Annotated in this window: 22 protein-coding genes; 14 read left to right on the forward strand and 8 right to left on the reverse strand. The window is 58.5% G+C overall.

Annotation, left to right across the window (positions count from 1 at the left end):
• Nucleotides 1–4 precede the first annotated feature (4 nt).
• Genes RSE16_09610 through RSE16_09620 form a run of 3 tightly spaced genes read right to left on the reverse strand, consistent with a single transcriptional unit; the run spans nucleotide 5 to nucleotide 4074 of the window.
• Entirely contained in the window at nucleotides 5–598 is a 594-nt protein-coding gene (locus RSE16_09610; GenBank protein ID WRH74970.1) for an aminodeoxychorismate/anthranilate synthase component II, read from the reverse strand.
• On the reverse strand, nucleotides 595–2115 hold the full coding sequence (locus RSE16_09615) for a chorismate-binding protein (GenBank protein WRH74971.1): 1521 nt from the start codon (nucleotides 2113–2115) through the stop codon (nucleotides 595–597). Before RSE16_09615 ends, RSE16_09610 begins: the two co-directional genes overlap by 4 nt.
• A gap of 15 nt (nucleotides 2116–2130) precedes the next feature.
• Nucleotides 2131–4074, reverse strand: coding sequence for a SurA N-terminal domain-containing protein (locus tag RSE16_09620; GenBank protein ID WRH74972.1), 1944 nt, complete (start codon nucleotides 4072–4074; stop codon nucleotides 2131–2133).
• 135 nt (nucleotides 4075–4209) lie between these two features.
• Between RSE16_09620 and tpiA the strand changes: the two genes are divergently transcribed.
• From tpiA to RSE16_09635, 3 genes are all read left to right on the forward strand, one after another.
• Nucleotides 4210–4986 carry a triose-phosphate isomerase gene (gene tpiA / locus RSE16_09625; GenBank protein ID WRH74973.1) on the forward strand — a complete coding sequence of 259 codons (777 nt, stop codon included), beginning with the start codon at nucleotides 4210–4212 and terminating at the stop codon, nucleotides 4984–4986.
• Between the two features lie 109 nt (nucleotides 4987–5095).
• Nucleotides 5096–5476 (forward strand): preprotein translocase subunit SecG, encoded by a 381-nt coding sequence (gene secG / locus RSE16_09630; protein ID WRH74974.1) that lies wholly within the window; start codon nucleotides 5096–5098, stop codon nucleotides 5474–5476.
• A gap of 102 nt (nucleotides 5477–5578) precedes the next feature.
• Nucleotides 5579–7213, forward strand: coding sequence for a CTP synthase (locus RSE16_09635; protein WRH74975.1), 1635 nt, complete (start codon nucleotides 5579–5581; stop codon nucleotides 7211–7213).
• Between the two features lie 86 nt (nucleotides 7214–7299).
• Here the strand turns inward: RSE16_09635 and RSE16_09640 are convergent, their stop codons facing one another.
• Nucleotides 7300–7773: an Hsp20 family protein gene (locus tag RSE16_09640; protein WRH74976.1), complete on the reverse strand. Its 474-nt coding sequence runs from the start codon at nucleotides 7771–7773 to the stop codon at nucleotides 7300–7302.
• A gap of 435 nt (nucleotides 7774–8208) precedes the next feature.
• Between RSE16_09640 and RSE16_09645 the strand changes: the two genes are divergently transcribed.
• From RSE16_09645 to RSE16_09670, 6 genes are all read left to right on the forward strand, one after another.
• A complete protein-coding gene (locus tag RSE16_09645) occupies nucleotides 8209–9459 on the forward strand; it encodes a lipoprotein-releasing ABC transporter permease subunit (protein WRH74977.1) in 1251 nt (416 codons plus the stop codon).
• Entirely contained in the window at nucleotides 9452–10126 is a 675-nt protein-coding gene (locus RSE16_09650) for an ABC transporter ATP-binding protein (protein ID WRH74978.1), read from the forward strand. The genes RSE16_09645 and RSE16_09650 overlap by 8 nt, the downstream gene beginning before the upstream one ends.
• A 21-nt stretch (nucleotides 10127–10147) precedes the next feature.
• Complete coding sequence (locus tag RSE16_09655) at nucleotides 10148–10627, forward strand: glutathione peroxidase (GenBank protein ID WRH74979.1); 480 nt, start codon at nucleotides 10148–10150, stop codon at nucleotides 10625–10627.
• Nucleotides 10628–10710: 83 nt separating this feature from the next.
• Nucleotides 10711–14196, forward strand: a complete 3486-nt coding sequence (dnaE, locus tag RSE16_09660) for a DNA polymerase III subunit alpha (GenBank protein ID WRH77338.1) — start codon at nucleotides 10711–10713, stop codon at nucleotides 14194–14196.
• A 25-nt stretch (nucleotides 14197–14221) separates the two neighbouring features.
• Nucleotides 14222–15826, forward strand: a complete 1605-nt coding sequence (locus RSE16_09665; GenBank protein WRH77339.1) for a long-chain fatty acid--CoA ligase — start codon at nucleotides 14222–14224, stop codon at nucleotides 15824–15826.
• Nucleotides 15826–16266, forward strand: coding sequence for a DUF1330 domain-containing protein (locus RSE16_09670; GenBank protein ID WRH74980.1), 441 nt, complete (start codon nucleotides 15826–15828; stop codon nucleotides 16264–16266). The genes RSE16_09665 and RSE16_09670 overlap by 1 nt, the downstream gene beginning before the upstream one ends.
• Here RSE16_09670 and RSE16_09675 read toward each other — a convergent pair whose 3' ends face one another.
• Complete coding sequence (locus tag RSE16_09675) at nucleotides 16267–17355, reverse strand: PA0069 family radical SAM protein (protein WRH74981.1); 1089 nt, start codon at nucleotides 17353–17355, stop codon at nucleotides 16267–16269.
• 109 nt (nucleotides 17356–17464) lie between these two features.
• Between RSE16_09675 and RSE16_09680 the strand changes: the two genes are divergently transcribed.
• Nucleotides 17465–17968, forward strand: a complete 504-nt coding sequence (locus tag RSE16_09680; protein WRH74982.1) for a YbjN domain-containing protein — start codon at nucleotides 17465–17467, stop codon at nucleotides 17966–17968.
• 19 nt (nucleotides 17969–17987) lie between these two features.
• On the opposite strand, the gene moaB is transcribed toward RSE16_09680, so the two are convergent.
• From moaB to RSE16_09695, 3 genes are read right to left on the reverse strand one after another with little or no spacing between them, the layout of a single operon-like run.
• Nucleotides 17988–18515 carry a molybdenum cofactor biosynthesis protein B gene (gene moaB, locus RSE16_09685; GenBank protein WRH74983.1) on the reverse strand — a complete coding sequence of 176 codons (528 nt, stop codon included), beginning with the start codon at nucleotides 18513–18515 and terminating at the stop codon, nucleotides 17988–17990.
• Nucleotides 18502–20325, reverse strand: coding sequence for a lytic transglycosylase domain-containing protein (locus RSE16_09690; protein ID WRH74984.1), 1824 nt, complete (start codon nucleotides 20323–20325; stop codon nucleotides 18502–18504). Before RSE16_09690 ends, moaB begins: the two co-directional genes overlap by 14 nt.
• Entirely contained in the window at nucleotides 20283–21056 is a 774-nt protein-coding gene (locus tag RSE16_09695; protein WRH74985.1) for a uracil-DNA glycosylase family protein, read from the reverse strand. Before RSE16_09695 ends, RSE16_09690 begins: the two co-directional genes overlap by 43 nt.
• A 115-nt stretch (nucleotides 21057–21171) precedes the next feature.
• Between RSE16_09695 and RSE16_09700 the strand changes: the two genes are divergently transcribed.
• Genes RSE16_09700 through RSE16_09715 form a run of 4 tightly spaced genes read left to right on the forward strand, consistent with a single transcriptional unit; the run spans nucleotide 21172 to nucleotide 25982 of the window.
• Entirely contained in the window at nucleotides 21172–22818 is a 1647-nt protein-coding gene (locus RSE16_09700) for an electron transfer flavoprotein-ubiquinone oxidoreductase (GenBank protein ID WRH74986.1), read from the forward strand.
• The gene (locus RSE16_09705; protein WRH74987.1) at nucleotides 22793–24415 is read left to right on the forward strand and encodes a tetratricopeptide repeat protein; all 1623 of its coding nucleotides are present in this window, start codon (nucleotides 22793–22795) and stop codon (nucleotides 24413–24415) included. The genes RSE16_09700 and RSE16_09705 overlap by 26 nt, the downstream gene beginning before the upstream one ends.
• Nucleotides 24412–25245, forward strand: coding sequence for a 4-(cytidine 5'-diphospho)-2-C-methyl-D-erythritol kinase (locus tag RSE16_09710; protein ID WRH74988.1), 834 nt, complete (start codon nucleotides 24412–24414; stop codon nucleotides 25243–25245). Before RSE16_09705 ends, RSE16_09710 begins: the two co-directional genes overlap by 4 nt.
• Nucleotides 25242–25982, forward strand: a complete 741-nt coding sequence (locus RSE16_09715; protein WRH74989.1) for an N-formylglutamate amidohydrolase — start codon at nucleotides 25242–25244, stop codon at nucleotides 25980–25982. The genes RSE16_09710 and RSE16_09715 overlap by 4 nt, the downstream gene beginning before the upstream one ends.
• Nucleotides 25983–26032: the final 50 nt, after the last annotated feature.

The following is a 26032-nucleotide window of genomic DNA, read 5'->3' on the forward strand; positions in this document are numbered from 1 at the left end:
GCCGTCACACCCGTTCCTTTGGCGTCATTCCGGCGGCGCGCATGAAATTGGCCAACATCGCATGGCCATGTTCGGTGGCGATACTTTCGGGATGGAATTGCACACTGTGGATGGGAAGGTCGCGGTGGCGGAAACCCATGACATGGCCGTCGTCACTGGTCGCATTGACGATCAGACATTCAGGCACATCCTCTACAATCAGCGAATGATAGCGGGTGGCAATGAAGGGTGAGGGCAGGCCGGTGAAAAGCCCGCTGCCATCATGGCTGACGGGGCTGGTCTTGCCGTGCATCAACCCGCCGCGAACGACCTTGCCGCCAAAATGCTGGCCGATCGTCTGATGGCCAAGGCAGACGCCGAGCAACGGCATTTCCGCCTCGGCACAGGCGGCGACCATATCGAGGCAAATGCCTGCTTCATTGGGTGTGCAGGGGCCGGGGGACAAAAGAAAGGCCTGCGCGCCACTGGCAAGCGCCTCGGCAGCCGAAATCGCGTCATTGCGTACCACTTCCACCTCGGCGCCCAATTCGATCAGATAATGGACAAGGTTCCAGGTGAAGCTGTCATAATTGTCGATGACGAGGATTTTGTTGTTCATTGTCCGAAACCCGATTCTCCGGCGACGCGCACAGCTTCGCGCGCGGCGGCCATCAGAGCGCCTGCCTTGGCTTCGCATTCGCGTTGTTCATATTCGGGGTCGCTATCGGCGACGATGCCCGCGCCAGCCTGTACATGCAGCATGCCGTCCTTGACGATTCCGGTGCGCAAGACGATGCAACTGTCCATGTTACCGTCGGGGCTGAAATAGCCGACGCCGCCGGCATAGGCGCCGCGGGTTTCGGGCTCCAGTTCGGCAATGATCTCACAGGCGCGCACCTTGGGCGCGCCGCTGACCGTGCCTGCAGGGAAGCCTGCGAACAGCGCGTCGAGCGCGTCTTTGCCCTTGGCGAGCTTGCCGACTACGTTCGAAACAATGTGCATCACATGGCTGTAAAATTCGACCATATAGCTATCTGTAACAGTCACGCTGCCGCCTTCGGTGACACGGCCGACATCGTTGCGGCCGAGATCGAGCAACATCAGATGCTCGGCCCGTTCCTTTGGATCGGCGAGCAGGCTGTCGCGATTTTCGGCATCTTCCAGCGCAGTCTTACCGCGCGGGCGCGTTCCGGCGATTGGGCGGATGGTGACTTCATCATCGCGGACGCGGACAAGGATTTCCGGGCTCGAACCGATAAGGGCAAAGCCCGGCATATCCAGGAAATAGAGAAAGGGCGACGGGTTGATACGGCGTAGCGCGCGGTAAAGATCAACCGGCGGCAAGGTGAAGGGTAGCGAGAAACGCTGCGCCAGCACGACCTGAAAGATATCGCCTGCGGCAATATAGTCCTTTGCCTTCAGCACCATGTCGCGATAGCGCCCCGCGCCTAAAGCAGGCCGCGGCTCGGGCAGCGATGCAAGGCTTGCCTGTCTTTGGCTTGCGGGAACGGGCTGCGCCAGTTTCGCGGCGGTCGCATCGATCCGGTCATAGGCCGCCGCAATCGCACGATCCGGTTCACCGCTCTCGGGCCAGATCGGCGCTGCGATGTAAAGCCGGTCTGCAAGCCGATCGAACACCAGCACCACGGTCGGCCGCACAAACATCATGTCGGGCACGTCAATGGGATTGGCAGGCGGGCGAGGCAGTTTTTCAACGAGCCCGATCGTTTCATAGCCGAAATGGCCGACAAGGCAGGCAAAGGCCGGCGGCAGCCCTGCAGGCATGTCGATACGGCAGGAAGCAACAAGTGCACGCAGGCTGGCCAGCGCGCCTTCGCCGGTTGCTGTGAAACTGGCGCGATCGGTCTGCCAGTCGCGGTTGATTTCTGCCTTGTCGCCCTCGGCCCGAAACACAAGGTCGGGTGCCAGACCGATCAGGCTGTAACGGCCGCGCACCGCGCCGCCTTCGACCGATTCCAGGATGAAATCACCGCGTCCGGCTTCGAACAATTTGAGCGCTGCGGATACCGGAGTTTCGGTATCTGCGATCAATTCGCGCCAGACGATCGCGGCCTTGCCGCTGACAAGCTGTCTGCGGGCGTGGTCGATCGGGCGGTCAGGCTGAATATCGGTCATGCCCGCCCGTCAGCCTTACTGCACCGCGTCGCGATTGGTGAGGCGATTGCGCAGATCCTTGAGCGCATCGTCATTCTTGCTGACGCCGACTTCGGCGCGCGCGGCATTGATCAGCTGTGCGGCATATTCCTGTTGCAACAGGTCGAGCAGCTCCTGCTGGCGTGCGGCAAGCAGTTCCTTATTGCCGCTTGCATCGCCCTTGATCACCTCGTTCAGCTTGACAACGAACCAGCCACGATCACCACCGGCGTCGAGCGTTTTGGCCGTGCCCTTCTTCATCGCGAACATCATCGCGAGCGGCGGCGGCATTTGCTGGCCTTGGCGGTTAAGATCAGCGCGGCTGCCTGCAACCGATTCGACCTTGGGCAGCGCCACACCAACGGCCTGCATCGCCTCGGCAAGACCCTTGCCCGACAGCACGGCTTTTTGAACCTGTTCAGCCACCGACTTTGCCTTTTTCGCGCCTTCAGCCAGCGCCCATTGCTGCACGATGATATCGCGAACATCCTTGAGCGGCGGCGGTGCAGCTTCCTGGAAATCGGCAATGGAAATCATCGCAAACTTCTCGCCGGGCACGATCTCGATCAGCTGCGCTTCGCCATCGCTGTCCATTTCGAACGCGGCGGGAAGGATGCGCGCCATTTCGGCAATGGGCTTGTAACCGGGGGCAGCCGGGTTCTGGCCATTGGCAAAGAGCAAAGGTGTTGTTTCCACCTTCAGGCCATTGGCCTTGGCCATATCGGCAATGGTAGATCCGCCGGCAAATTCATCCTCGATTTCCGATGTCAGGTCAGAAAGCACCTCAACCCGCTTTTCCGCAGCGATGGTGCGCGCAATTTCCGCGCTGACCGAGGCCAGCGTGCGCGCCGGGATTTCCTTCACGGCATTGACGCGGACGACATACCAGCCAAGCCCGCCGCGAACCGGGGCCGCAGTCTTGCCGGCGGATGTGGCGAACACGGTGTCGGCGACGGCCTTGGAGGCGTTCGACGTCAAGGTTTCGCGGTCAATCCCATTGCTGACCGTAACGCTAAGGCCAAGCTCACGGGCGACGGCGTCCATTGACTGGCCAGCATTGATCTTGGCGAGCGCAGCCTTTGCCGCCGCTTCGGTCGGGAATACCAATTGGCTAAGATCGCGGGTCTGCGAAGCGGCATATTGCTTGGCATTGGCCTTGTAATAATCGGCAATTTCCTTGGTCGTGGCATCAGCCTTGTCGCCGATGATCGACGCGTCGAACAGAGCGTAACTCACGGCACGCTTTTCAGGAATGGTGAAGCGCGCGCTGTTCGCTGTGTAATAAGTCTGAAGCTGGGCGTCGGCAGGTGCGGTCCTGGGCAGGAATGCCTGTGCCGGAATTAGCGCCACATCGCCCGCCCGCTTTTCGAGGAGCAGCGAGGCATAAGGCAGGACATAGCTTTGCGAAACCGGTGCACCTGCACCTGCTGCGGGCAGGATTTGTTGGGCAAACAGATTTTGGCGGAAATCGTCACGAATCATTTCCTCGGTCAGATCAAGACCTTGCAGAAACGACGTGAAGGCTTGCTGGCTGAAACGGCCATCCGGGCCGTTGACGCCGGGCAGCTGGCGGATTTCGGAATCGACCAGTCGCTTGCTGACTGAAATGCCATGTTCTTCACCAAAGATTGAAAGTGCATAACGGTTGATCAGCCGGTCAAGCGTTGCATCCAAACCGCCGCTTTCGACAAATTGTGTCATGTCGAGCGTCGGATTTTCACGCCGCTCGGCGCGCAGTGCGTTCTGCAGCATATCGTCAAATTCGCCGAGGCCGATCTTGCGGTCGCCCACTTTGGCAACATGGCCGCCGCCAAGTCCGCCAAAGCTGCCCGAACCGGTGACATCGCTCAGCGCAAAGGCAAAACCCATCAAGACGACAAAGGCAAGCGCGATCGCTGCACCCCAACGCGAGGCCAACATTCTGCGGAAGGAACTGATCATGTCTGTCCTGACATTCTGGTTAAGGCGGAAACCGCGACGCTTTAGGCGGCGCGCGCGGGTCAATCAAGCGGAGAAGGGCAGAAGCAGAACAGCATTTGGTATCGGCGCGCCAATTTGCTAGCGCCACAGAATCAAATGAACGAAGCTGCTGGAGAGCTTGAAATGCGCAAATTGATCGCCGGAAACTGGAAAATGAACGGGTTGATGGCGGATGTCGCCCAAATCGAAGCCATTGCTGCGGCAGTCGCGCCGCATTCGGGAGTCGATACTGCGCTGTGCCTGCCTGCAACTTTGATCGGTCCTGCGGCGCAGAAGGTGCCATCCATGGTTATTGGCGGTCAGGACTGCCATATGTCGGTATCGGGCGCACACACTGGCTGCGTCTCGGCTGCCATGCTCAAGGATGCAGGCGCGGCGGTTACCATTGTCGGCCATAGCGAGCGCCGCGCAGCCCAGCACGAAAGCGACGCCGATATTCGCGGCAAGGCATTGGCGGCCAAGGCAGCAGGGCTATCGGCCATTGTCTGCGTTGGCGAGACAGAGGCAGAGCGCGATGCCGGATCGGCCGTTTCCGTGGTATTGAGCCAACTGGACGGTTCGCTTCCCGATGAGGCTGCATCGGCCTGGCTCGCGGTTGCCTATGAACCTGTATGGGCCATCGGCACCGGTCGAATCCCCTCGGCTGAGGATGTCGCCGAAATGCACGGCGCGATCCGTGCCAATCTCGAGGCACGTTTTGGCGCAGACGGTTCGGCCGTCCGCATTCTCTATGGTGGTTCGATGAATGGTGATAATGCTGCCGGGCTGCTTGCGATCCCCAATGTTGACGGCGGCCTTATCGGCGGCGCCAGCCTTGGCGCTGAAAAGTTTCTGCCGATCGTTGCTGCTGCTGCTGCTGCGGTTGGGGGCTGACTATGTCGAGCGGCGGCGGCAAGGGATGATAATGTTTGAAAATAGGTGCTGCCGCCCCTATGTGCGCTTCAACCGGGGCGTTTCCCCAGCTTAACATTCGGACAGGTTCATGGGTCTTTTTCACTTCCTACTCGTCGTTTTCGCCATCAACGCCGCCGCACTGGTGGGCGTGATCCTGATGCAGCGTTCAGAAGGCGGCGGTCTTGGAATGGGCGGTAGCCCTGCAGGCCTGCTGTCCGCGCGTGGCGCGGGCGATTTCTTGACAAGGACAACAGCGATCCTCGCGACGACGTTCATCCTGCTTGCGATTGCACTGGCTTTTGTTTCTGCAAAGCGTGGCACGCCCGGTGAGATTGACGAAAGCCTGCAGCGCGCGCCGGTGACCCAGCAGGCACCTGCGGGTCAAAACACACCGGCACAGGCTGCTCCTGGCCAGGCGGCACCCGCCGCTGCCCCGGCTGCACCGACCGAGGTCCCCCTCGACAAATAAGCGGGATAGGCGGAGCCCTCCGCCTTTTCCCCAGATTAATTGGGCAAATGCAGATTCATGCACTTGCCTAATCCCTGAAACACGTCTTAGGCCTTTTCTCCCATGGCGCGGTATATTTTCATCACCGGCGGCGTGGTCTCCTCGCTTGGCAAAGGTTTAATGGCTGCTTCTTTGGCGGCCCTTTTGCAGGCGCGTGGCTACAAAGTCCGCATTCGTAAATTTGATCCCTATCTCAATGTCGATCCGGGCACGATGTCGCCCTATCAGCATGGCGAAGTCTATGTGACTGACGACGGGGCGGAAACCGACCTCGATCTTGGCCATTATGAACGCTTTACGGGCGTTTCGGCGCGGCAGTCGGACAATGTGACATCGGGGCGAATCTATCGCGATATCATCGCAAAGGAACGGCGTGGCGACTATCTGGGCGCGACCGTGCAGGTCATTCCGCATGTCACGAACGAGATAAAGGCATTCGCCCAGGCCGATACTGACGGCCTTGATTTCGTGCTGTGCGAGATCGGTGGAACTGTGGGCGATATCGAATCGCTACCGTTCATTGAGGCGATCCGTCAGATGCGCAACGAACTGGGACGCGAGCAGACGGTTTTCGTCCATGTCACGCTCGTGCCCTACATCGCTGCCGCTGGTGAGCTTAAGACGAAGCCCACCCAGCATAGCGTCAAGGAACTCACCGCGCTTGGCGTGCAACCTGATATCCTGCTTTGCCGCTGCGAACATCCGCTGCCCGAGGGCGAGCGCGCGAAGATCGCAGCCTTTTGCAATGTGCGCAAAGAAGCCGTCATCCCTGCGCTGGATGCGAAATCCATTTATGCCGTGCCGCTTCAATATCATGCAGAAGGGCTCGACTATGAAGTCTTGCGTGCCTTTGGCATCACGCCAGGCATCGCGCCGGATCTGCGCCGTTGGGAAGATATTCTGGACCGGCAGCAAAATCCTGAAGGCGAAGTCACCATCGGTGTTGTCGGCAAATATGTCGGGCTGGCAGATGCCTATAAATCACTGAACGAGGCCTTGGCGCATGGCGGGTTTGCCAACCGGGTCAAGGTCAACATCAAATGGATCGATGCCGAACTCTTTGAAAAGGCCGATAGTGACATTGCGGCCGCGCTTGAGCCGATGCACGCGATCCTCGTCCCCGGCGGCTTTGGTGAGCGTGGTTCGGAAGGTAAGATTGCCGCTGTCCGTTTCGCCCGCGAACGCAAGGTGCCCTTTTTCGGCATTTGCCTGGGGATGCAGATGGCCTGTATCGAGGGTGCGCGGAACACCGCCGGCATAGCGAAGGCATCGAGCACCGAATTCGGCCAGACCGACGAACCTGTGGTCGGCATCATCACCGAATGGATGACCGAGGAAGGCCTGCAAACACGCGAAGCGGGCGGGGATCTGGGCGGCACGATGCGGCTCGGCGCCTATGACGCGCAGCTTACCGGAAACAGCCATGTGGCAGGGGTTTATGGCACCAGCGCCATTTCAGAACGTCACCGCCACCGTTATGAGGTGAACGCCGCCTATCGTGAGGCGCTGGAAAAGGGCGGTTTGATTTTCTCCGGCATGTCGCCTGATGGCCTGTTGCCCGAAATTGTCGAGCGCCCCGACCATCCATGGTTTATCGGCGTGCAGTTCCACCCCGAACTCAAGTCAAAACCCTTTGATCCGCACCCGCTGTTTGCAAGCTTCATCGCTGCGGCGGTTGAACAGAGCCGACTGGTCTGATCCCGTAAAGATTTAGCGCCATGGTCCTTCCCTTTGGCGGGTTCAGGACCATGGCGTCATGCTGTTTTGCGAAATTTGTTGGCTGCTCAGGCAGCTTCGCCAGCTTGCTTGTCACTGCCTTGCTCGACAAGCGTTGGCGTTGAAGATCCGATGGAGATTTTGCGCGGCTTAAGCTGCTCGGGAACTTCGCGCTCAAGGTGAACTGTCAACAGCCCGTCGGCAAGGTCTGCCGCTTTCACAAAAACATGATCTGCCAGCTGGAAACGGCGCTCGAAATTGCGGTTGGCAATGCCAAGGTGCAGGAAATCGCGGTTGTCATTGCCATCCAGCTGTTTCTTGCCGGCAACGACCAGCAGATTTTCCTGCGCAGTGATGTCGATCTCGTCGGGCTTGAAGCCGGCAACGGCAATCGTGACCAGATATTCGGTATCGGAGGTCCGCTCGATGTTGAACGGCGGGTAATTATCGCCCTGCGCGGCGCGCGTATTTTCCAAAAGATCGAACAGGCGGTCGAAGCCGACGGTTGTGCGGCGATAGGGCGTGAAGTCAAAACGTGTCATTCCAAATTCTCCAATCTGAGCAATTTGCGGTTTGAAAGCCTGCCTGTGCAGCGCTTTCTGGGTTGGTATTGAGGGACCGATTGGCTCCCTCAAACCGGGAAATGGGTTGGTGCCGCAAAAAAATCAAGGCCGCCCAACTGAAATTGGACGGCCCGATCGACGAAAACTCGTCTGGATCCTGCTGCCTCGCATCATGGCAAGGTCGTTGCGGGATCTATCCCCCTGAACCACGGCCATTCAGCGATGAAACCTTAGTCAGCGAGGTGAAAATGCCGGAAACTGGGGTATCCGCAACGATTCTCTGGATCGGATCAACGCTTTTTTGCCGACTGTGGCGTGGCTGCAACAATAGTGTAACAGGCGCGCGCCCCTTGCCTCGCCGACGGGGGCCGCCTAAAGACAGGGTCCTCATCCTGATGCCGGAACCGGACCGACATGATCCTCAATCGTTATGAACGCATGATTGCAAGGCGTTATGTGCTGCCGGGCAAGGGCGAAGGCTTCATCTTCCTCGTCGCCACGATCAGCCTTGTCGCTGTCGCACTCGGCGTTGCCGCGCTCATTATCGTGATGAGCGTGATGAACGGTTTTCGCGCCGAATTGTTTGACAAGATCGTCGGGCTAAACGGCCATGCCGTGGTCCAGGGCTATGGCGGTCGGCTGAACGATTGGCGCGACGTGTTGAAAGAGGTTCGGGCAACGCCGGGCGTGACCGAAGCCTCGCCGCTGATCGAACAGCCACTATTGGCGACGCATGAGGGGCGGGTCGAGGCCATTCTTGCCCGCGGCATGCAGGTTTCGGATATACGCTCCAATCCCACGTTGAAGGGCAAGACAGTGGCAGGCGACATGCGGCTGTTGCAACCGGGCAGCGAACGTGTCGCCATTGGCTCCCGGTTGGCGCAGAATCTTGGTGCGCGCGTCGGGCAAAGGCTGACGATCATCAATCCTGCAGGCCGAACAACGCCCTTTGGCACGGTTCCGCGCGAGATATCCTATGAAATTGCCGCTGTCTTTGAGGTCGGCGTCTATGACTATGACAAAGCCTTTGTCATCATGCCGATCGAGGATGCGCAGATATTGATGTTGATGGGTGACCAGATCGGGATGATCGAACTGACGACCACCGATGCCGATAGGGTGAATGATATATTGGCGCCGTTGCAGCCCAAGATAGCCGACCGGGCGTTGATCGTCGATTGGAAGAGCATGAACGCCTCCCTGTTCGAGGCATTGGCGATTGAGCGGGTAGCGATGTTCATTGTGCTGTCGATCATCGTGCTGGTTGCGGTGTTCAACATCCTGTCGTCGCTGATCATGCTGGTGCGTGCCAAGACCCGCGATATTGCAATCCTACGCACCATGGGTGCCTCACGTCAGTCGCTGCTCAAGATTTTCGTGACCGTTGGCCTGCTCATCGGTGCAGCGGGAACGGCAGCGGGCATGGCCCTTGGTTTTATTTTCCTGTTTTTCCGCCAGTCGATCGTGGCTGCAATCCAGTTTGTGACGGGGCTGGAATTATGGGATCCGTCGATCCGTTTCCTCACCGAACTGCCATCGCGCACCGACCCGTTTGAGGTGCTGGCGATTTGTGGCCTCGCGCTTTTCTTTAGCTTCCTTGCAACGCTCTATCCTGCGTTTAAGGCCGCCGGAACCGATCCTGTGCAGGTGCTTCGTTATGAATAAGACTGTCGCAGAAATGCGCGATGTCCGGCGCAGTTTCACCCAGGGCGAGGTGACGATCGAGGTGCTGCGCGGCGTCAATCTGTCGATCCGGGAGGGCGAATTGGTCGCCTTGCTCGGGCCTTCGGGGACAGGCAAATCGACACTTTTGCAAGCATTGGGGCTGCTCGAGGGCGGCTTTACCGGGTCGATCATGATTGACGGAGAGGAAATGCGCGACGCAGGCCCCGACCGGGCGACCATCGTGCGCCGGGAAAAGTTGGGCTTTGTTTATCAGTTCCACCATTTGCTGCCCGATTTCGATGCCTTCGAAAATGTCCTGCTGCCGCAACTGATTGCAGGCGTTGATCCGGAAGAAGCCGGCACCCGTGCTCGAGAACTATTGTCGACATTGGGGCTTGGAGCGCGGCTGGAGCATCGGCCTTCGAAACTTTCCGGCGGTGAGCAACAGCGCGTGGCCGTGGCTCGCGCCCTTGCCAACAAGCCCCGGCTTGTGCTGGCGGATGAACCGACCGGAAATCTGGACGAACATACCGCCGATATCGTGCTGGGTGAATTTATGGGTCTTGTGCGGGAACAGGGCTCAGCCGCGCTGGTCGCGACGCACAATGAACGGCTGGCAGCCAAGATGGACCGGATCGTCCGGTTGCATGACGGCATTCTGGCATAAAATTGCGGAGAGGAAGAGCAGATGAACGTTCATGATTTCACGGTCGATATGCCCGGCGGGGGCAAGCAGGATATGTCCGCCTATAAGGGCAAGGTTCTTCTGCTGGTAAACACGGCATCTAAATGCGGCTTCACCCCGCAATATAAGGGGCTGGAAGAACTGCACCGCAAATATGCCGATAAGGGGTTGGTCGTCATGGCCTTTCCCTGCAACCAGTTTGGTGCGCAGGAACCCGGCGATGAAGAAGAGATTAAGAATTTCTGCTCGCTCACTTATGATGTCAGCTTTCCGCTCGCCAAAAAGGTTGACGTCAATGGCGATGCTGCCGACCCGTTGTGGAAACATCTGAAAGACCAGCAGGCGGGGCTGTTGGGCACCCGCGCGATCAAGTGGAATTTCACCAAATTCCTTGTCGATGCCGATGGCAAAGTAGTGGGCCGCTATGGTCCGCAGGTTGCGCCGACTGCACTTGAAAAGGATATCCAGCGCTTGCTGGGCTGATACCGCTGTCGACCCCTGCTTTGTCCACAAAATAGCCGCGCCTTTTGATTGCAGAATCGGCGGCGCTGCACCACCTTGCCACCATGGCTTTCGCACCCTTCGTCCCGTTGCGGGTTTTTTCCGCTTACACCATGCTCGAAGGTGCGATTGAACCAAAGGCAATCGGCAAATATGCCAAGGGTCTAGGCTTTCCCGCTGTTGCGGTCACCGATCGTAACGGTCTTTACGGGGTGATGCCTTTTGAGGATGGCTGCCGCGGGGTTGGCGTGCAGCCGATCATGGGCTTGATGCTCGGCGTGGCCCGCCCGCCCGAATATAGCGGCGGTCAGGCGGTGCGCGATTGGATCGCGCTTTATGCGCAGAATGAGGTCGGATACCAGAATCTGTGCAGACTTACGTCGTTCGCGCATCTTGAAAGCCCGACCGACGGCGAAGCCCAGATCCGTTTTTCACAGCTGGAAGACCATGTTGATGGGCTGATCGCGTTGACCGCTGGCGGCGAAGGTGCGCTCGCCCGGCTGTTCGCCGATGGCCAGCTGGATAGCGCAGCCGAATATTGTACCCGGCTTGAACAACTGTTCCCCGGGCGGCTTTATATCGAGATTGCACGGCGCGGTAATGCGGTTGAAGACGCGGCCGAAGAGGCATTGATCGCGCTGGCCTATGAACGCGGCCTCCCTTTGGTTGCGACCAACCCTGCATGTTTTGCAGAGCCTGATTTCTACCCTGCGCATGACGCCATGCTCTGCATTTCCGACGGCGAATATGTTGAAAATAGCGATCGCCGCAAAAGCTGCCCCCACGCCTGGATAAAGACTTGGCAGCAAATGTCGGAATTGTTCGCCGACGTGCCAGAGGCGTTGGCCAATACATTGGTCGTGGCGCAGCGATGCGGAGTCGGCGCGCCGAAGCGCAAACCTATTTTGCCCAGCCTTGCCGGTGATCGCGCGGCGGAGGATGCGCAGTTGCGCCGGGATGCGCGTGAAGGGCTGATTGCTCGACTGGATCACGCCGGCATAGCCGCGGAGGATGCCCGAAAGCCTTATTTTGAACGGCTCGATTTCGAATGCGACGTCATCTGTTCGATGGGCTTTCCGGGCTATTTTCTGATTGTTGCCGATTTCATCAAATGGGCCAAGGCACATGATATTGCTGTGGGTCCGGGGCGCGGTTCAGGCGCAGGTTCGGTGGTGGCATGGGCGCTGACGATCACTGATCTTGATCCGCTGCAACTGGGATTGCTGTTCGAACGCTTTCTCAATCCCGAACGTGTGTCGATGCCCGACTTCGATATCGACTTTTGTGAAACGCGGCGCGGCGAAGTGATCCGTTATGTGCAGGAAAAATATGGCACGGGGCAGGTCGCGCAGATCATCACCTTCGGTAAGCTGAAGGCGCGTGCCGTGCTGCGCGATACTGGCCGCGTATTGCAGATGAGCTATGGCCAGGTCGACCGGTTGTGCAAATTGGTGCCAAACCACCCGACCGATCCGTGGGATCTGGAACGCGCCTTGGGCGGCGTTCCGGAACTTCGTGAAGAATATCGCCGCGATGAGCAGGTGAAGCGTCTGTTCGACCTTGCGATGAAATTGGAAGGGCTGCCGCGGCACAGTTCCACCCATGCTGCAGGCGTGGTGATCGGTGACCGCCCCTTGTCAGAACTGGTGCCGCTCTATCGCGATCCGCGGTCCGATATGCCGGTGACGCAGTTTGACATGAAATTTGTAGAGGCGGCGGGGCTCGTAAAGTTCGACTTTCTTGGGCTCAAGACGCTGTCGGTGCTGCAAAAGGCGGCACAGATGCTGGCGAAACGCGGCATCATCATAGAATATGACAAGCTGACGCTCGACGATACCGCGACCTATGAATTGCTGCAATCGGGCGATACCGTCGGTGTGTTCCAGCTTGAATCCGAGGGTATGCGGCGCACGCTGGCGGCGGTACGGCCGACCAATTTCGGGGACATTATTGCGCTCGTCTCCCTTTATCGTCCGGGTCCGATGGACAATATCCCGATGTTCGGCCGTCGCAAAAATGGCGAGGAGAAGATCGAATATCCGCATCCGCTTCTCGAAGGCATATTAGCGGAAACCTATGGCATCTTTGTTTATCAGGAACAGGTGATGCAGGCCGCGCAGATCCTTGCCGGCTATTCGCTGGGCGGTGCAGATTTGCTGCGCCGCGCGATGGGCAAGAAGATCAAGTCCGAGATGGACGAGCAGCGTACGATCTTCGTCAAAGGCTGCGCCGAGCATAATGATATCGATGCGACCAAAGCGAACGAGCTTTTTGACTTGATCGACAAGTTTGCAGGCTATGGTTTCAACAAGTCGCACGCGGCGGCCTATGCGCTATTATCTTATCACACCGGTTGGTTGAAACGGCATCATCCAGAAGCATTTTACGCAGCCTCAATGTGTTTCGATATGCACCAGACTGACAAGCTGGCGATATTTGTCGACGACATGCGCCGGTTGGGAACTGCGTGCCTGCCACCCTCGCTCAACCATAGCGAGGCGGAATTCAGCATAGAGGAAAGTGATGCCGGGCTTGCTGTGCGCTATGCGCTGGCCGGCCTCAAAAATGTCGGCGAAAAGGCGATGGAGGGTTTGGCGGCTGAGCGCGTGGCCAACGGACCCTATCGTGATCTTGATGATTTTGCCAACCGGACCGACCCTTCGCAGATCAACCGGCGAAGCCTTGAAAACCTTGTATCAGCCGGCACCTTTGATGCGTTTGAATCCAACCGTGCATCACTTTTCACGGGGATCGACACAATCCTTGCGACCGCACAGGCGGCTCGGGACCAGCGCGAAAGCGGGCAGGGCGGTCTGTTTGGCGGCGATGCTTCTGTTGGTGTAGGGCAGATGCGGTTTTCCAATGCCGAAAAATGGAGCGTCGCAGAAACTATGGAGCATGAGCGCGAGGCGTTCGGCTTTTACTTTGCGGCCCACCCGATCTCTCAGTTCACCCAGATTGCCAACAGTCATGGTGCGCAAAGCTATCTTGAAATTATCGACTGCGGCCCGATCCCGGAAGGCAGCCGCAAATCTGGAACAATGGCTGCGATGGTACAAGCGGTAAAATGGCGCGAATCGCGCCGCGGCAACCGCTTTGTTCAGGCCGAATTTTCAGATAGCAGCGGCCAGTTTCAGGCGAGCTGTTTCGATGAGGGCGTATGCGCCAGCCTTGCCGAATGGGCAAAGAGCGGTGAATGCATTTTGCTGACGGTTGAAATGGACCTGCCTTCAGGTGAGGAAATTCCTCGCATTGCCGTGCGCAGCGCAAAGCCGCTGGCGGGTCTTGTCGCCAACACCCAGTTCAAGATGTTGCTGGAGGTTGAGCATGTCGATGTCTTTGCCCGGCTGCAGCAATTGATCCTGCCTTTGAACGGCGGGCGCGGCGAAGTGGTGGCGCGGACGAAATTGCCGGATGGGGTGACCGCCGATATTGTGCTTGGCCGCAAATTCCGTCTTGACGTGGAACTGGTCGACAAGGTGAAAGGGATTGAGGGAGTCAGCCATGTCGAGCTGGCGCCGATCAAGCCGCATTTAATGAGTGTTCGCTAAGCAAAGCGAAACAGGGAGAGTGACTATGTTAGGTGGAATGCAGGACTGGGATCTTAGGGTCTCCCATCTGATAGATTATGCCGCGCGGGAGCATGGCACGCGCGAGATTGTGACGCGCTGGTCGGACGGCCGGATCGAACGTACCAATTGGGCAGGCGTCGCTGGCGAAGCGCGGCGCATGGCGCAGGCCTTTGTTGCCATGGGCATCAAGCCGGCTGACCGGATCGCTACTTTTGCCATGAACCACCATCGCCATCTGGCTGCATGGTATGGCGCGATCGGGTGCGGCGGCGTCATCCACACGGTCAATGTCCGCCTGTTCGACGAAGACCTGATCTACATCATGAACCATGCCGAAGACCGGGTGCTGATGTATGATGCCATGTTCCAGCCGATCATCGACCGTCTGAAACCGCATCTGAAGACGGTTGAACATTATATCGTTTTTGACAGCCCTGAATATGAGGCGTTGATTGCCGCGCAGGACGGCAATTTCGACTGGGTGTGGGGCGATGAGCGCGATCCGTGCATGCTCTGTTATACCAGCGGCACGACGGGCAATCCCAAGGGTGTGCTTTACCAGCATCGTTCGACGATGCTGCACGCAATGGCAGAGGTTGCGCCGACCATCTTCAGCCTGGCTATGACATCGGCCTTGCTTCCGATCGTGCCGATGTTCCATGCGGCAAGTTGGGGTCTGCCTTTTGCAGGGGCACTGGCCGGTGTGAAGTTCGTCTTTTCGACTACCAATGAAGCCGCCGTGCTGCACCAACTCATGCTCGAAGAAGGCATCACCCACAGTGCGGGCGTGCCGACCGTCTGGCTGGCGATGTTCCAGCATCTGGATGCAGAACAGGCGGCAGGACGTCGTTCCGATTTGGGCAAGCTGCAATTGGTCACCATTGGTGGCACAGCTGCGCCGCGTATGATGATCGAGCGGCTGATGAAGCAAGGTGTGCGCGTTTCCCATGCCTGGGGCATGACGGAAACCTCGCCCATCGGAACCATGGGTGCGCCCATTCCGGGCTGGGACGAGATGAACCTCGATCAGCAGATCGACGTTGTTTCCAAGCAAGGCAAGATTCCCTTTGGCGTCGAATTGCGCGTGATCGACAAGGACGGCAATGTCGCCCCGCGCGATGGCAAGACCGAGGGCGCGTTGCAGATTCGTGGGCCTTGGGTGATCAAGCGCTATTTCAAGGCAGAGGCGGATGCGACCGATGCCGACCAATGGTTTGATACCGGCGATGTCTCGGTGATCCACCCGGATGGCACGATGCAGATCACCGACCGCGTCAAGGATGTGATTAAATCGGGCGGCGAATGGATCAGCTCGGTTGAGCTGGAAAATGCCGCAGTGGGTTGCCCCGGTGTGGCACAGGCGGCTGCTATTGGCGTCTATCACCCGAAATGGGACGAGCGGCCGATCATCGTTGCCGTGAAAAAGCCCGGATCGGATTCACTGACCGAAGGTGATGTGATCGACTATTTGAAAGAACGGATTGCCAAATGGTGGCTGCCTGACGAGGTGCATTTCGTCGACAGCATGCCGATCACCGGGACAGGCAAGATCCAGAAGGCTGAATTGCGCAAGCTGTATAAGGATTATAAGCTGCGGAGCCTTGGCTGATGGCGGCCGAGGCTCATGTCGATCCAACGCGCGCGGCGTTCGATGCCTTCAAGGCGTTGCCGCGTGACGTGCCGATCAACATGCTGAACCTCATCCGCTATCGCGATCTTGCCGCCTATCCTGACGGCCATGACCATGCGGGGAAGGGCTGGAGCGGCGAACGCGCTTATCAGGAATATGGCAAGACAAGCGGGCCGATTTTTACCCGGGTGGGCGGTCATGTGGTCTGGCGCGGCGCGTTCCAGACCGTGTTGACGGGGCCGGCTGACGAACATTGGGATGCGGCCTTCATTGCCTTTTATCCGAATGCGGGTGCTTTCCTGGAAATGGTGACCGACCCGGATTACCGCCTTGCAGTCGTCAACCGTCAGGCGGCGGTGCAGACAAGCCGTCTCATCCGCTTTGCCCCGCTGGAAGGCGATCCAGACAGTTTTGCCTGATCAAAAGAGGGCCAACTGACCGTCGCTGCGCGGCGGCACGAACTGATCGCTGCGAAGCTGTATCTTAGTCTGATTGAGCCCATATTTGCGTGCGGCGATCCTGAAACGGGTCTGGATAAGATCTGCCCATGGCCCGCTGCCGCGCATCCGGCTGAAGAAGTTGGGGTCATTGTTCCGCCCTTCGCGGATTGAGCGGACGATCGCCATCACCTTGGCCGCACGATCGGGGAAATGGCATATCAGCCAGTCCTGGAACAGTGGCGCGACCTCATGCGGCAGGCGAAGGGGAATCCAGCTTGCGGTTTGTGCGCCCGCCTCTGCCGCGCGCTCAAGGATCGCTTCGATTTCATGATCGTTGATTGCGGGGATAACTGGCGCGACATTGACATGGGCAGGGATGCCCGCCTCGGCGAGCGCCCTTAACGCCGCCAACCGCTTTTCGGGTCGAGCGGTGCGCGGTTCCAATTTGCGATGCAGTGCCGGATCGAGCATCGTCACCGATATGGCGACCGTCACCAGACGCTTGGCCGCCATCGGGGCGAGTAGATCCAAATCGCGCAAGACGCGGTCGGATTTGGTGGTGATCGTCAACGGATGGTTCGCCTCTGCCAGCACTTCAAGGCATTGCCGCATGATCCGCCAATCCCGCTCGATTGGTTGATAGGCATCGGTGTTGGTGCCAAAGGCTATGGGCGTAGGGACATGGCCCTTTTTGCCTATTTCGATGCGCAACAGCCGGGCCGCATCCGGTTTCGCAAATAAACGGCTTTCGAAATCGAGTCCCGGCGACAGATCATGATAGGCATGGGAGGCGCGCGCATAGCAATAGATGCAGCCATGTTCGCAGCCGCGATAGGGGTTGACCGACTTGTCGAACGGAATGTCGGGTGAAGTGTTCCGGGCAATGATGGTCTTTGGCCGTTCTGTCGTAACCTCGGTTTTCAGAGGTTGGATATCCTCGTCAATCTGCGATCGTTCATCCAGCCAGTCGCCGTCATCTGTGCGTTGTTGCAGGTTGAAGCGGCGTGAAAGGCCGTTGACGGGCGCTCCGCGTCCAGCGACGAAATCGGGATAGCAGCTTTTTGACATGCCATGAGAATAGCAATCAAAAGAGAACATATAAAGAACATATTTCCCGACCTAGGCTATTGCGATTTCATATTCGCTGGGTGATATCCAAGGCAGAAAAGGGGGCACTATGTACAAACTAATTCTGGCCGCTGCGGCATCGATCAGCGTTTCAGGCGCCGCATATTCCAATGATGACAATATTTGCGAAAAAGGCCTGATCTGCGCTTCCGAGCCGGCAACGATCGTCGCTGCGATGCAGGAAGAGGGCTATCGCGCCAAGCTGGAAAAGGACAAGCGCGGTGATCCGATCATCCGCAGCGAAGTGAGCGGATATGAATTTGAGGTTTATTTCTACGGTTGCGTAGAGGGCAAAAACTGCAACACGATTCAATTCTACACCGGCTTTAGTGCAGAGGACGACAATACGCCTGACTATGCGAACAAGTGGAACACCGAAAAACGGTTCATAAAGGCTTATACGAACGAGAAAAAAGAACTGTTGCTAGAATATGATATTTCGACCGTGGGCGGAGTGAACAAACGCAATTTTGCCGATACACTCGACTGGTGGGCAACAATGCTGGGCGAGTTTTCCCAATTTGTTAAAGCGCAGAAGTCCAATACGAAATAAGGTGGCCGACCGGGCCGGCTCAGATTTCGCGCAGGCGCGGCATCAGTTCGACAAAGTTGCAAGGCCGGTGGCGGCTGTCGAGTTGGTGAACCAGGATTTTCTCCCATCCGTCGCGCACTGCGCCATTTGATCCGGGGAGTGCGAAGATATAGGTCCCGCGCGCCAGCACAGCACAGGCGCGGCTCTGGATCGTCGATGTACCAATGGTCTCGTAGCTGAGCATTCGGAACAACTCGCCGAAACCCGGAATATCCTTGCTCTTCACGCGGTCTAGCGCTTCTGGCGTGATATCCCGCCCGGTCAGCCCGGTGCCACCGGTAAGGATCACGCAATCGACATTTTCGTCATCGATATGCACGTGCAGGCGTGCCACCAGTTGCGATGTTTCGTCACGTTCGATCGCGCGATCGACAAGAATATGGCCTGCTGCGCTGATGTAATTGGCCAACAGATCGCCGCTGGTGTCGGTTTCAAAGTTGCGCGTGTCGGATACAGTGATCAGCGCGATGTTGATCGGCTTGAACGGGCGGCTTTCATCGAGCGGCATTGCTGCCTCCTGAAATACTGGCGGTACGGGGGATTCGAACCGAGGCGACGCGGCCATTTTGTGGCACTTTCGGCCAGAGATATTGGGCAAGCCCGGTCTTGCTGCCACCATTCTTGCCTGTCTGGATTTCATACATCCAATAATTGCGTAGGATCACCGACACATAGCCACGGGTTTCCCAGAATGGGATGGATTCGATGAACAATAGTGGATCACCATTGTCGCGAATTTCGCTGTTCCACCGCGTCACTGGCGTCGGCCCCGCATTATAGGCTGCGATCACCTTGGGCAGCAGTCCGCCGGTTGCGCTCATGTCACGCAGCCGTTCGATATAGCTTTGCCCATATTCAAGATTGACCGTCGGCCGGTCGAGATCGGAGGCGTTGAAAAAAGCGCCACGCGCGCGCGCCATTTCCTGCGCCGTTCCCGGCTTTACCTGCATCAGGCCGCGGGCACCTGCGCTGCTGATGACCGAGGTGCGGAACGCCGATTCCTGCAATGCGTGGGCATAGACCAGCGTCGGTTCAATCCGCCATCCCCCGGTCGGCGTCCAGCTTGGCATCGGATAGCGCGCCATCGGATCCAGATTTTCGCCCCGCGGGCCATAATGGCCTAGCCACAATTGCGTCGCGGGCAGATTAAGCGCACCGGCGAGCCGGGCGAGGGGGGCATGTTGGCCGGCATCGGCAATTCGGGCCTGATGGCGCAAGGCTTGATCGGAAAGGTCGGTCTTGCCGATAGCGGCAAGCGCGATGGCGCTGCGCACATTTTCTTTTGCGGTCAGCGCCTTCCAATCGGGTGCCACACGCTTCTGGACCTTGGCGGCAACCGCCTCCATGCCCAATGCTTCGGCAGCTAGAAGGCCGTAAAAGCTCTCCTGAAAGCGGGCTGCAGCCTGAAGCCGCGGTTGCACTTGCTGCGGCTGGCGCGCCGCCATGGCTGCGCGGCTGCTCCAGAACAGTGCAGCAGCACGCAGTTCGTCATTGTCGGCAATGCGCGATACGCGGTCAAAACCGGCAAAGGCTTCGCGATGATCGCCCAGCCGCCAGTTGGCGAGGGCGTGGACCCATTCGGCCTGCGTGCCCCATTCGCCGGCGATTGCGCGGGCAAGGCCGGCAACACGGCGAGCATTCACATCGTCATTTTCGATATAATAGGACCAGGCGACCCGGTAGCGCAGTTCGGCGATAGCTGCCTCATCAAGCAGTGCGACCTGTTCGTTCAGCAGGGCTTCTGCACCGGCAGGATTGTCCACCTTGATTTCCGCCTGCAGTTTTTCGCGTAAACCAGCAGCTGTGGCAACGCCATCAGGCAGGCCGCGCTTGGGTGCGCTGCCAAGGAAGGAAAAACGCCGCGTGCCGGGGCGCAACGGCAGGTCGGTCGCACCGCGCTTTGTCGCCATCCGTTCCAGCTGTTCGGCCTGGGGCAACCAAGGCGCATCGTTGAGTAAAGACTGAAGCTGTGCAGCCTCCACCTTGGGCGAACCTGCGGCGAGATATAGTTCCGCACGCGCCACATGCTGCATCGGACCGCGCGGGGCAGTATCGATCAAGCGCACCGCATCGGCCCATTTCTTGGCATCGATAGCGGCGAAAATGGCGGCAAAGCTCTCCCGCTCCTGCGCGCTCGGTTGACCACCAATATTGGCAAGTAAGTCGGGAGATACCGTTTGGCGGAAACTGTCGGTCGTTCCCGCGATTGCCGGCGTTGTGCACAACAGCGCAACAGCGGTAAGCGCGCAGCGGAAGGAGGCAGATTTGGTACCGATCACGGACGATCTTTCTTCACTATCGCCTGCAAATCCTGCCATGCTTGCGCTTTCAAGACAGGGCGCGCCAGCAGGGTCCGCGGGTGGAATGTCGCGACTGTCGCCATAGTGCGGCCATCTTGGTTAAAATCGGGTAAACCTGCACGCGCCGCCATCAATTCCTGACCCGTAAGCGCCGTGCTCACCGCAGTGCCGAGCAACAGCATGCGTTGCGGGCGCACGAGCGAAATCTGGTGCTGCGCGAATTTGGCGAGCAGGGGTAGGTCGGCAGGCGGCAACGCTCCGCTTGCAGGGCGGCTATGCGCCAGTGCCGTGATGTGCACTTGTCCGGAAAGATAGCCGCAGGCGGCAAACATTGCCTTCAATAATTTTCCTGTGGGGCCGTTACCCAATTGACCGGCAGCGATATCGGCCTCCTCCGGCAGATCGTAAATCACCATCAATTCCGGCTGAGCGATGGAAATGGGCGCGGCGATTTGCCGCCCATAGGCATTTCCGGGTAGCGCGGAATCACTGGATATTGCCGCCATCAACCCTTCAAATTCTGCGGGCCAAGCAATGGTCGGTGCTGGTATAGCGGGTGCAGCAGGAGGCGTTTTGGTCGATGCGGTTGCGCGAGCCACCTGCGCGGGTGCTGGCTCGCTTACTTCGGCAGCGTCATCCAGCCAGGACATCGGGTCATCGCCGCACAGATAATCAACCCCGGCGTCGCGCCACCAGGCGATGATCGAATCTGCAAGGATTTTTTCCCTATTGGGCTTTGCGACCTGCATATCGTTTTACAGTCACTGGTTGACGCGAAGGTCAATTGCTTGGCATGGCGAATCCTGCCAGTTGAGGCATATTCGAGACAGCCCGAAAGCAACGGGCAGAGAAGGAAGATCGGACATGAGCGAGCGGGAGTCGATGCCCTATGATGTGGTGATTGTCGGTGGCGGGCCGGCGGGCCTTTCAGCGGCCATTCGCCTGAAACAGATCAATCCCGATATCGCGGTCTGTATTCTTGAAAAAGGATCGGAAGTAGGCGCGCATATCCTTTCGGGTGCGGTCTTTGATCCCAAGGCCATTGATGAATTGCTGCCTGACTGGAAGGAACAAGGCTGCCCGATGGCCGATGTTCCTGTGACCGAGAACCATCACTGGGTGATGACCCGCACCGGCAAATATGCGATCCCGCACATCGCGACGCCGGGCTGGATGCACAATAAGGGCACCTATACCGGTTCGCTTGGCAATTTGTGCCGTTGGCTTGCTGGCCAAGCCGAAAATCTTGGCGTTGAAATCTTCCCGGGCTTTCCGGCTGCCGAAATCCTTTACAATGACGACGGGTCGGTAAAGGGCGTTGCGACCGGTGATATGGGTATCGCGCGCGATGGCAGCCACAAGGGCGACTATCAACCGGGCATGGAACTGCACGCAAAATATACCCTGTTTGCAGAGGGTGCGCGCGGACATCTTACAAAACAGCTGAAGTCCAAATTTGATCTTGAGCGTGATTGCCAGCCGCAGGTGTATGGTCTTGGCATGAAGGAATTGTGGGATATCGATCCCGACAAGCATGTTCCTGGCCGCGTAATCCACAGCCAGGGCTGGCCGCTTTCGGAAAGCGAAAGCTGGGGCGGCGGTTTTCTGTATCACCAGGCGAATAATCAGGTTGCCCTCGGCTTTGTCGTTGCGCTCGATTATCAGAACCCACACGTTTTTCCGTTCGAGGAATTTCAGCGCTGGAAGCAGCACCCCGAGGTCCGCAAGATCCTCGAAGGCGGAAAGCGTGTTTCTTATGGGGCGCGTGCCATTAACGAAGGTGGCTGGCAGTCGGTTCCGAAGCTTGCATTCCCGGGCGGCGCGCTGATTGGTTGCTCTGCCGGTTTCGTCAACGTGCCGCGCATCAAGGGCAGCCATACTGCGATGAAATCGGGCATGCTGGCAGCGGAAAGCATCGCAGTGGCGCTTTCGGCCGATCGTGCGCATGACGAATTGTCGGATTATCAGGCCAATCTCAACGAAAGCTGGATCGCCACCGAACTGAAACTGGTCAAGAACGCTCAGCCGGCGGTTGCCAAATATGGCGAAGCTTATGGCACGATGCTTGCCGGTGTCGATATGTGGATGCGTACCTTGAAAATCGGCCTGCCGATCGAGATGAAGCACCATGCCGATTATCAGGCGACTGGCCGCGCGGATATTTATCGCCCGATCAACTATCCCAAGCCTGATGGCGTGATCAGCTTTGATCGCCTGTCGTCGGTGTTCTTGTCGAACACCAACCATGAAGAAGATCAACCGGTGCATCTGCAAGTCCGCGATCTGGAATTGCAAAAGGTGAGCGAGTTGGGTGTGTTTGGCGGGCCTTCCACCCGTTATTGCCCCGCCGGCGTCTATGAATGGGTGACCGAAGCCAATGGCGATGCGCGTTATCAGATCAACGCGCAGAACTGTGTCCATTGCAAGACATGCGACATCAAGGATCCCAACCAGAACATCAACTGGGTGACGCCGGAGGGCGGGGGTGGCCCCAACTATCCCAACATGTAGGCTGCTGCTTGGCATCGCCGCCTTGGCGCTTTCGGGCGCGGCGGCGCATGCCGCGGCTGAAGCGCCCACCGACCTTTACTGGCATGGACAAAGGGCCGAAATTGCGCGACAGGATGAGAAGGCAATAGCCGCGTATCGGCGGCTGCTTTCCCGTTTGCCTGACAGCGCGGTGGCGTCTAGCCGCTTGTTCGATGCGGCGCTGCGCACCGGCAATATCGCTGAAGCCTTGCGTGCCCAGCGCGCTGCGGTCTTGGCCGGCAGCGCCGATGGGGACGCCCAGTTGCTGTTTTTTGTCGAGGCTTTTCGTGGTCGCAAATGGGATGTGGCCTCCAACGTGATCACCCAGTTGGAACGCGAAGGCGATTTTGCCTTCATGGTTCCGGTGATGAAGGGCTTGCTGGAACAACGACAGACGCGCAGCGGCGGGCTGGACCTTGATGATTTGCGAGAATCGCCTCTCGCCGCCTTTTATGCAGATGATCAGCTCATTTATGCCGATTTGGTGGCCGGTCGGCTGAAGCAGGCGCAGATGCGGCTACGTGCGTTTCGCGGATTTGACGAACCGCATGGCCGCGCGCTTGCGCTTTATGCGATAGCGGCGATGAAAAAAGGCGGTGAGGACGATTTTGCAGCCGCGCTGGAACGGCAGATCGGCGTTGAACCCGATCATCCGCAGGCAGGGCCTGTGACCCCCGAAATTGGCCTGGCTGCGCAATTTTCCCGTTTGGCACATGCGCTGGCTGAACAGAAACAGCCGGAAAAGGGCCTCTATTTCGCGCGCCTTGCCTATTGGGTCGCGCCCACCGATGACGCCGCGAAGCTAGTGTTGGCAGAAATGCTGGCAAAGCAGGGTGCGGTTGATGCGGCGCAGGCGATGCTTGCGTCGATAACTGAAAGCTCAGCTTTCTGGATGGCTGCGGTCGGCGTGAAGTTAGAGATAACGGCTGATCCCGCAAAGGCATTGGCGGTTGCGACTGCGGCAAGCACAGCCCGTCCGGCGGCGCAAAACCTCAAACTGTTTCGGGCACGCGCTCTGGAGCAAGCCGGTGACCGTAGCGCTGCGATCGCCATCTACCGCGAACTGACGGCACCTGCCGGCAATGGGGGTGGTTTGCGGCCGCGCGCTTATGTCTATCTGATGCTCGCCTCGGCGCTTGATGCGCAGGGGCAATGGCCAGACGCGCGCGCCGCATTGGAACAGGCGTTGCAGATTGAGCCGGTTAATCCGCAGACGCTGAATTATCTTGGGTATAGCCTGTTGGAAAGGCGCGAGGATATAGCGCGAGGTTTTGCGCTGGTTTCGCGCGCACACCAACTGGCCCCGCAATCTGCAGCGATCGCGGATTCGCTCGGATGGGCCTATTTCCTGACCGGAGACATAGAAAAGGCGATTCCGCTGCTTGAGGCTGCCGCCCAAGCTGAAGGTGGTGACGTCGCGATCAACGAACATCTGGGCGACGCCTATTGGCGCGTCGGTCGGCGGATCGAGGCGCGCTTTGCCTGGCGCGCTGCGGTCGTGCAGGCAAGTGGCGCAGCGAGTGATAGGCTGACCCGCAAAATTGACCTTGGCTGGAGTGAAGAGGTCGCCGCGCCTTGACCCCATCGCATGCGAGCGAAACGGCCTATGCCAAGATCAATCTGGCGTTGCATGTGCGCATGCGCCGGGCCGACGGTTATCATGAGTTGGAGACAGTCTTTGCCTTTGCCGAAGATGGCGACCGGCTGACCGTTGCCCCCGCCGAGGGCCTGTCACTGACGATCACTGGCCGCTTTGCCACAGGGCTGTCTGCCGATGCCGATAATCTGGTGTTGCGTGCCGCGCGCTTGCTGCAGCAACGCTGCGGTATAGGGCAGGGGGCAGCCTTCACCTTGGATAAGCAGCTTCCAGTTGCTGCTGGCATAGGTGGTGGCTCGGCCGATGCGGCGGCCGCGTTGCGGCTAGCGGCCCGCCTGTGGGGCCTTGATGCCACGCAGCTATTGACCGCCGATCTTGGCGCGGAACTGGGGGCGGATGTGCCCGCATGCATCGCGTCACAAACCTGCATTGGGACAGGGGTGGGCGAACAACTTCTGCCTTTCGCCGATGCCGCAATTTCGGGGCGTGCCGTCCTTCTCGTCAACCCGTTGATTGCCTGCCCGACAGGGCCTGTGTTTCGCCAATGGGACGGCATGGATCGCGGGCCTTTGGATTTTGCTTGCTGGCTTCATGGACGCAATGACCTGGAAAAGCCGGCGATAGCGCTCCACCCCGAAATTGCAGAAGTGCTGCGTCAGCTGGATATGACTAAGCCTGATCTGGCGCGCATGTCCGGCTCGGGCGCGACCTGCTTTGCACTTTATGCAAGTGTAGAGGCGCGTAATGATGCTCAACAGGCGATTGCGGCGGCTTGCCCGCAGTGGTGGACAATGGCATCATCGCTGAGATGAGCGAACCTTGGAATATCGTTGGAACGCCCCAGTCCGGCGGCATATTGATCATATGCGACCATGCGTCAAACCATGTGCCGCAGGATGTCGCGCTTGGCATCGATCCGGCTTTGCTGGAACAGCATATTGCCTATGACATTGGCGTTGCTGGCGTAGCCCGCTATCTGGTCGAACTTGTAGGGCATGCTGCCTTTCTGGCAGTCCATTCCCGTCTGGTTGTCGATCTGAACCGCTATCCGGGCGATGCGAGTGCGGTGCCCGCGTCAAGTGACGGACACATCATTCCCGGCAATGATCTGTCCGCCGAAGAACGGCAGCGGCGGCTTGATCATTATTTCCATCCCTATCACCACCGGCTTGAACATATTTTGGGAGAGGCGCGACCCCGGCTGATCCTATCGGTACACAGCTTCACCCCGCGTCTGGAAACCGATCCGCTTGCGGAACGGCCTTGGGAAATCGGCATACTCTATAATGATCATGCAACCGCATCGAGCTTTGCTATCGCCCATCTGGAGGGGGAGGGGCTGATTGTTGGCGACCAATTGCCCTATTCTGGCAAAATGCTGAATGCGACGATGAATCGACATGCTGAGGCAAATGACATTCCCTATGTCGGTGTCGAAATCCGGCAAGATTTGATTGTCGACGCCGCCGGACAGGAAAGATTCGCAGCAATTCTTGACGAAATGGCGCAACATGTTGCGGAAAGGCTTGCGTCTGAAGGGCTAAGCTGAATAGAGCCGAGCAGATATTGGCATCTCCCTGCCAGTCGGTTCTTCACTCC

Source organism: Sphingobium sp. (assembly GCA_035196065.1).
Taxonomy (GTDB): domain Bacteria; phylum Pseudomonadota; class Alphaproteobacteria; order Sphingomonadales; family Sphingomonadaceae; genus Sphingorhabdus_B; species Sphingorhabdus_B rara.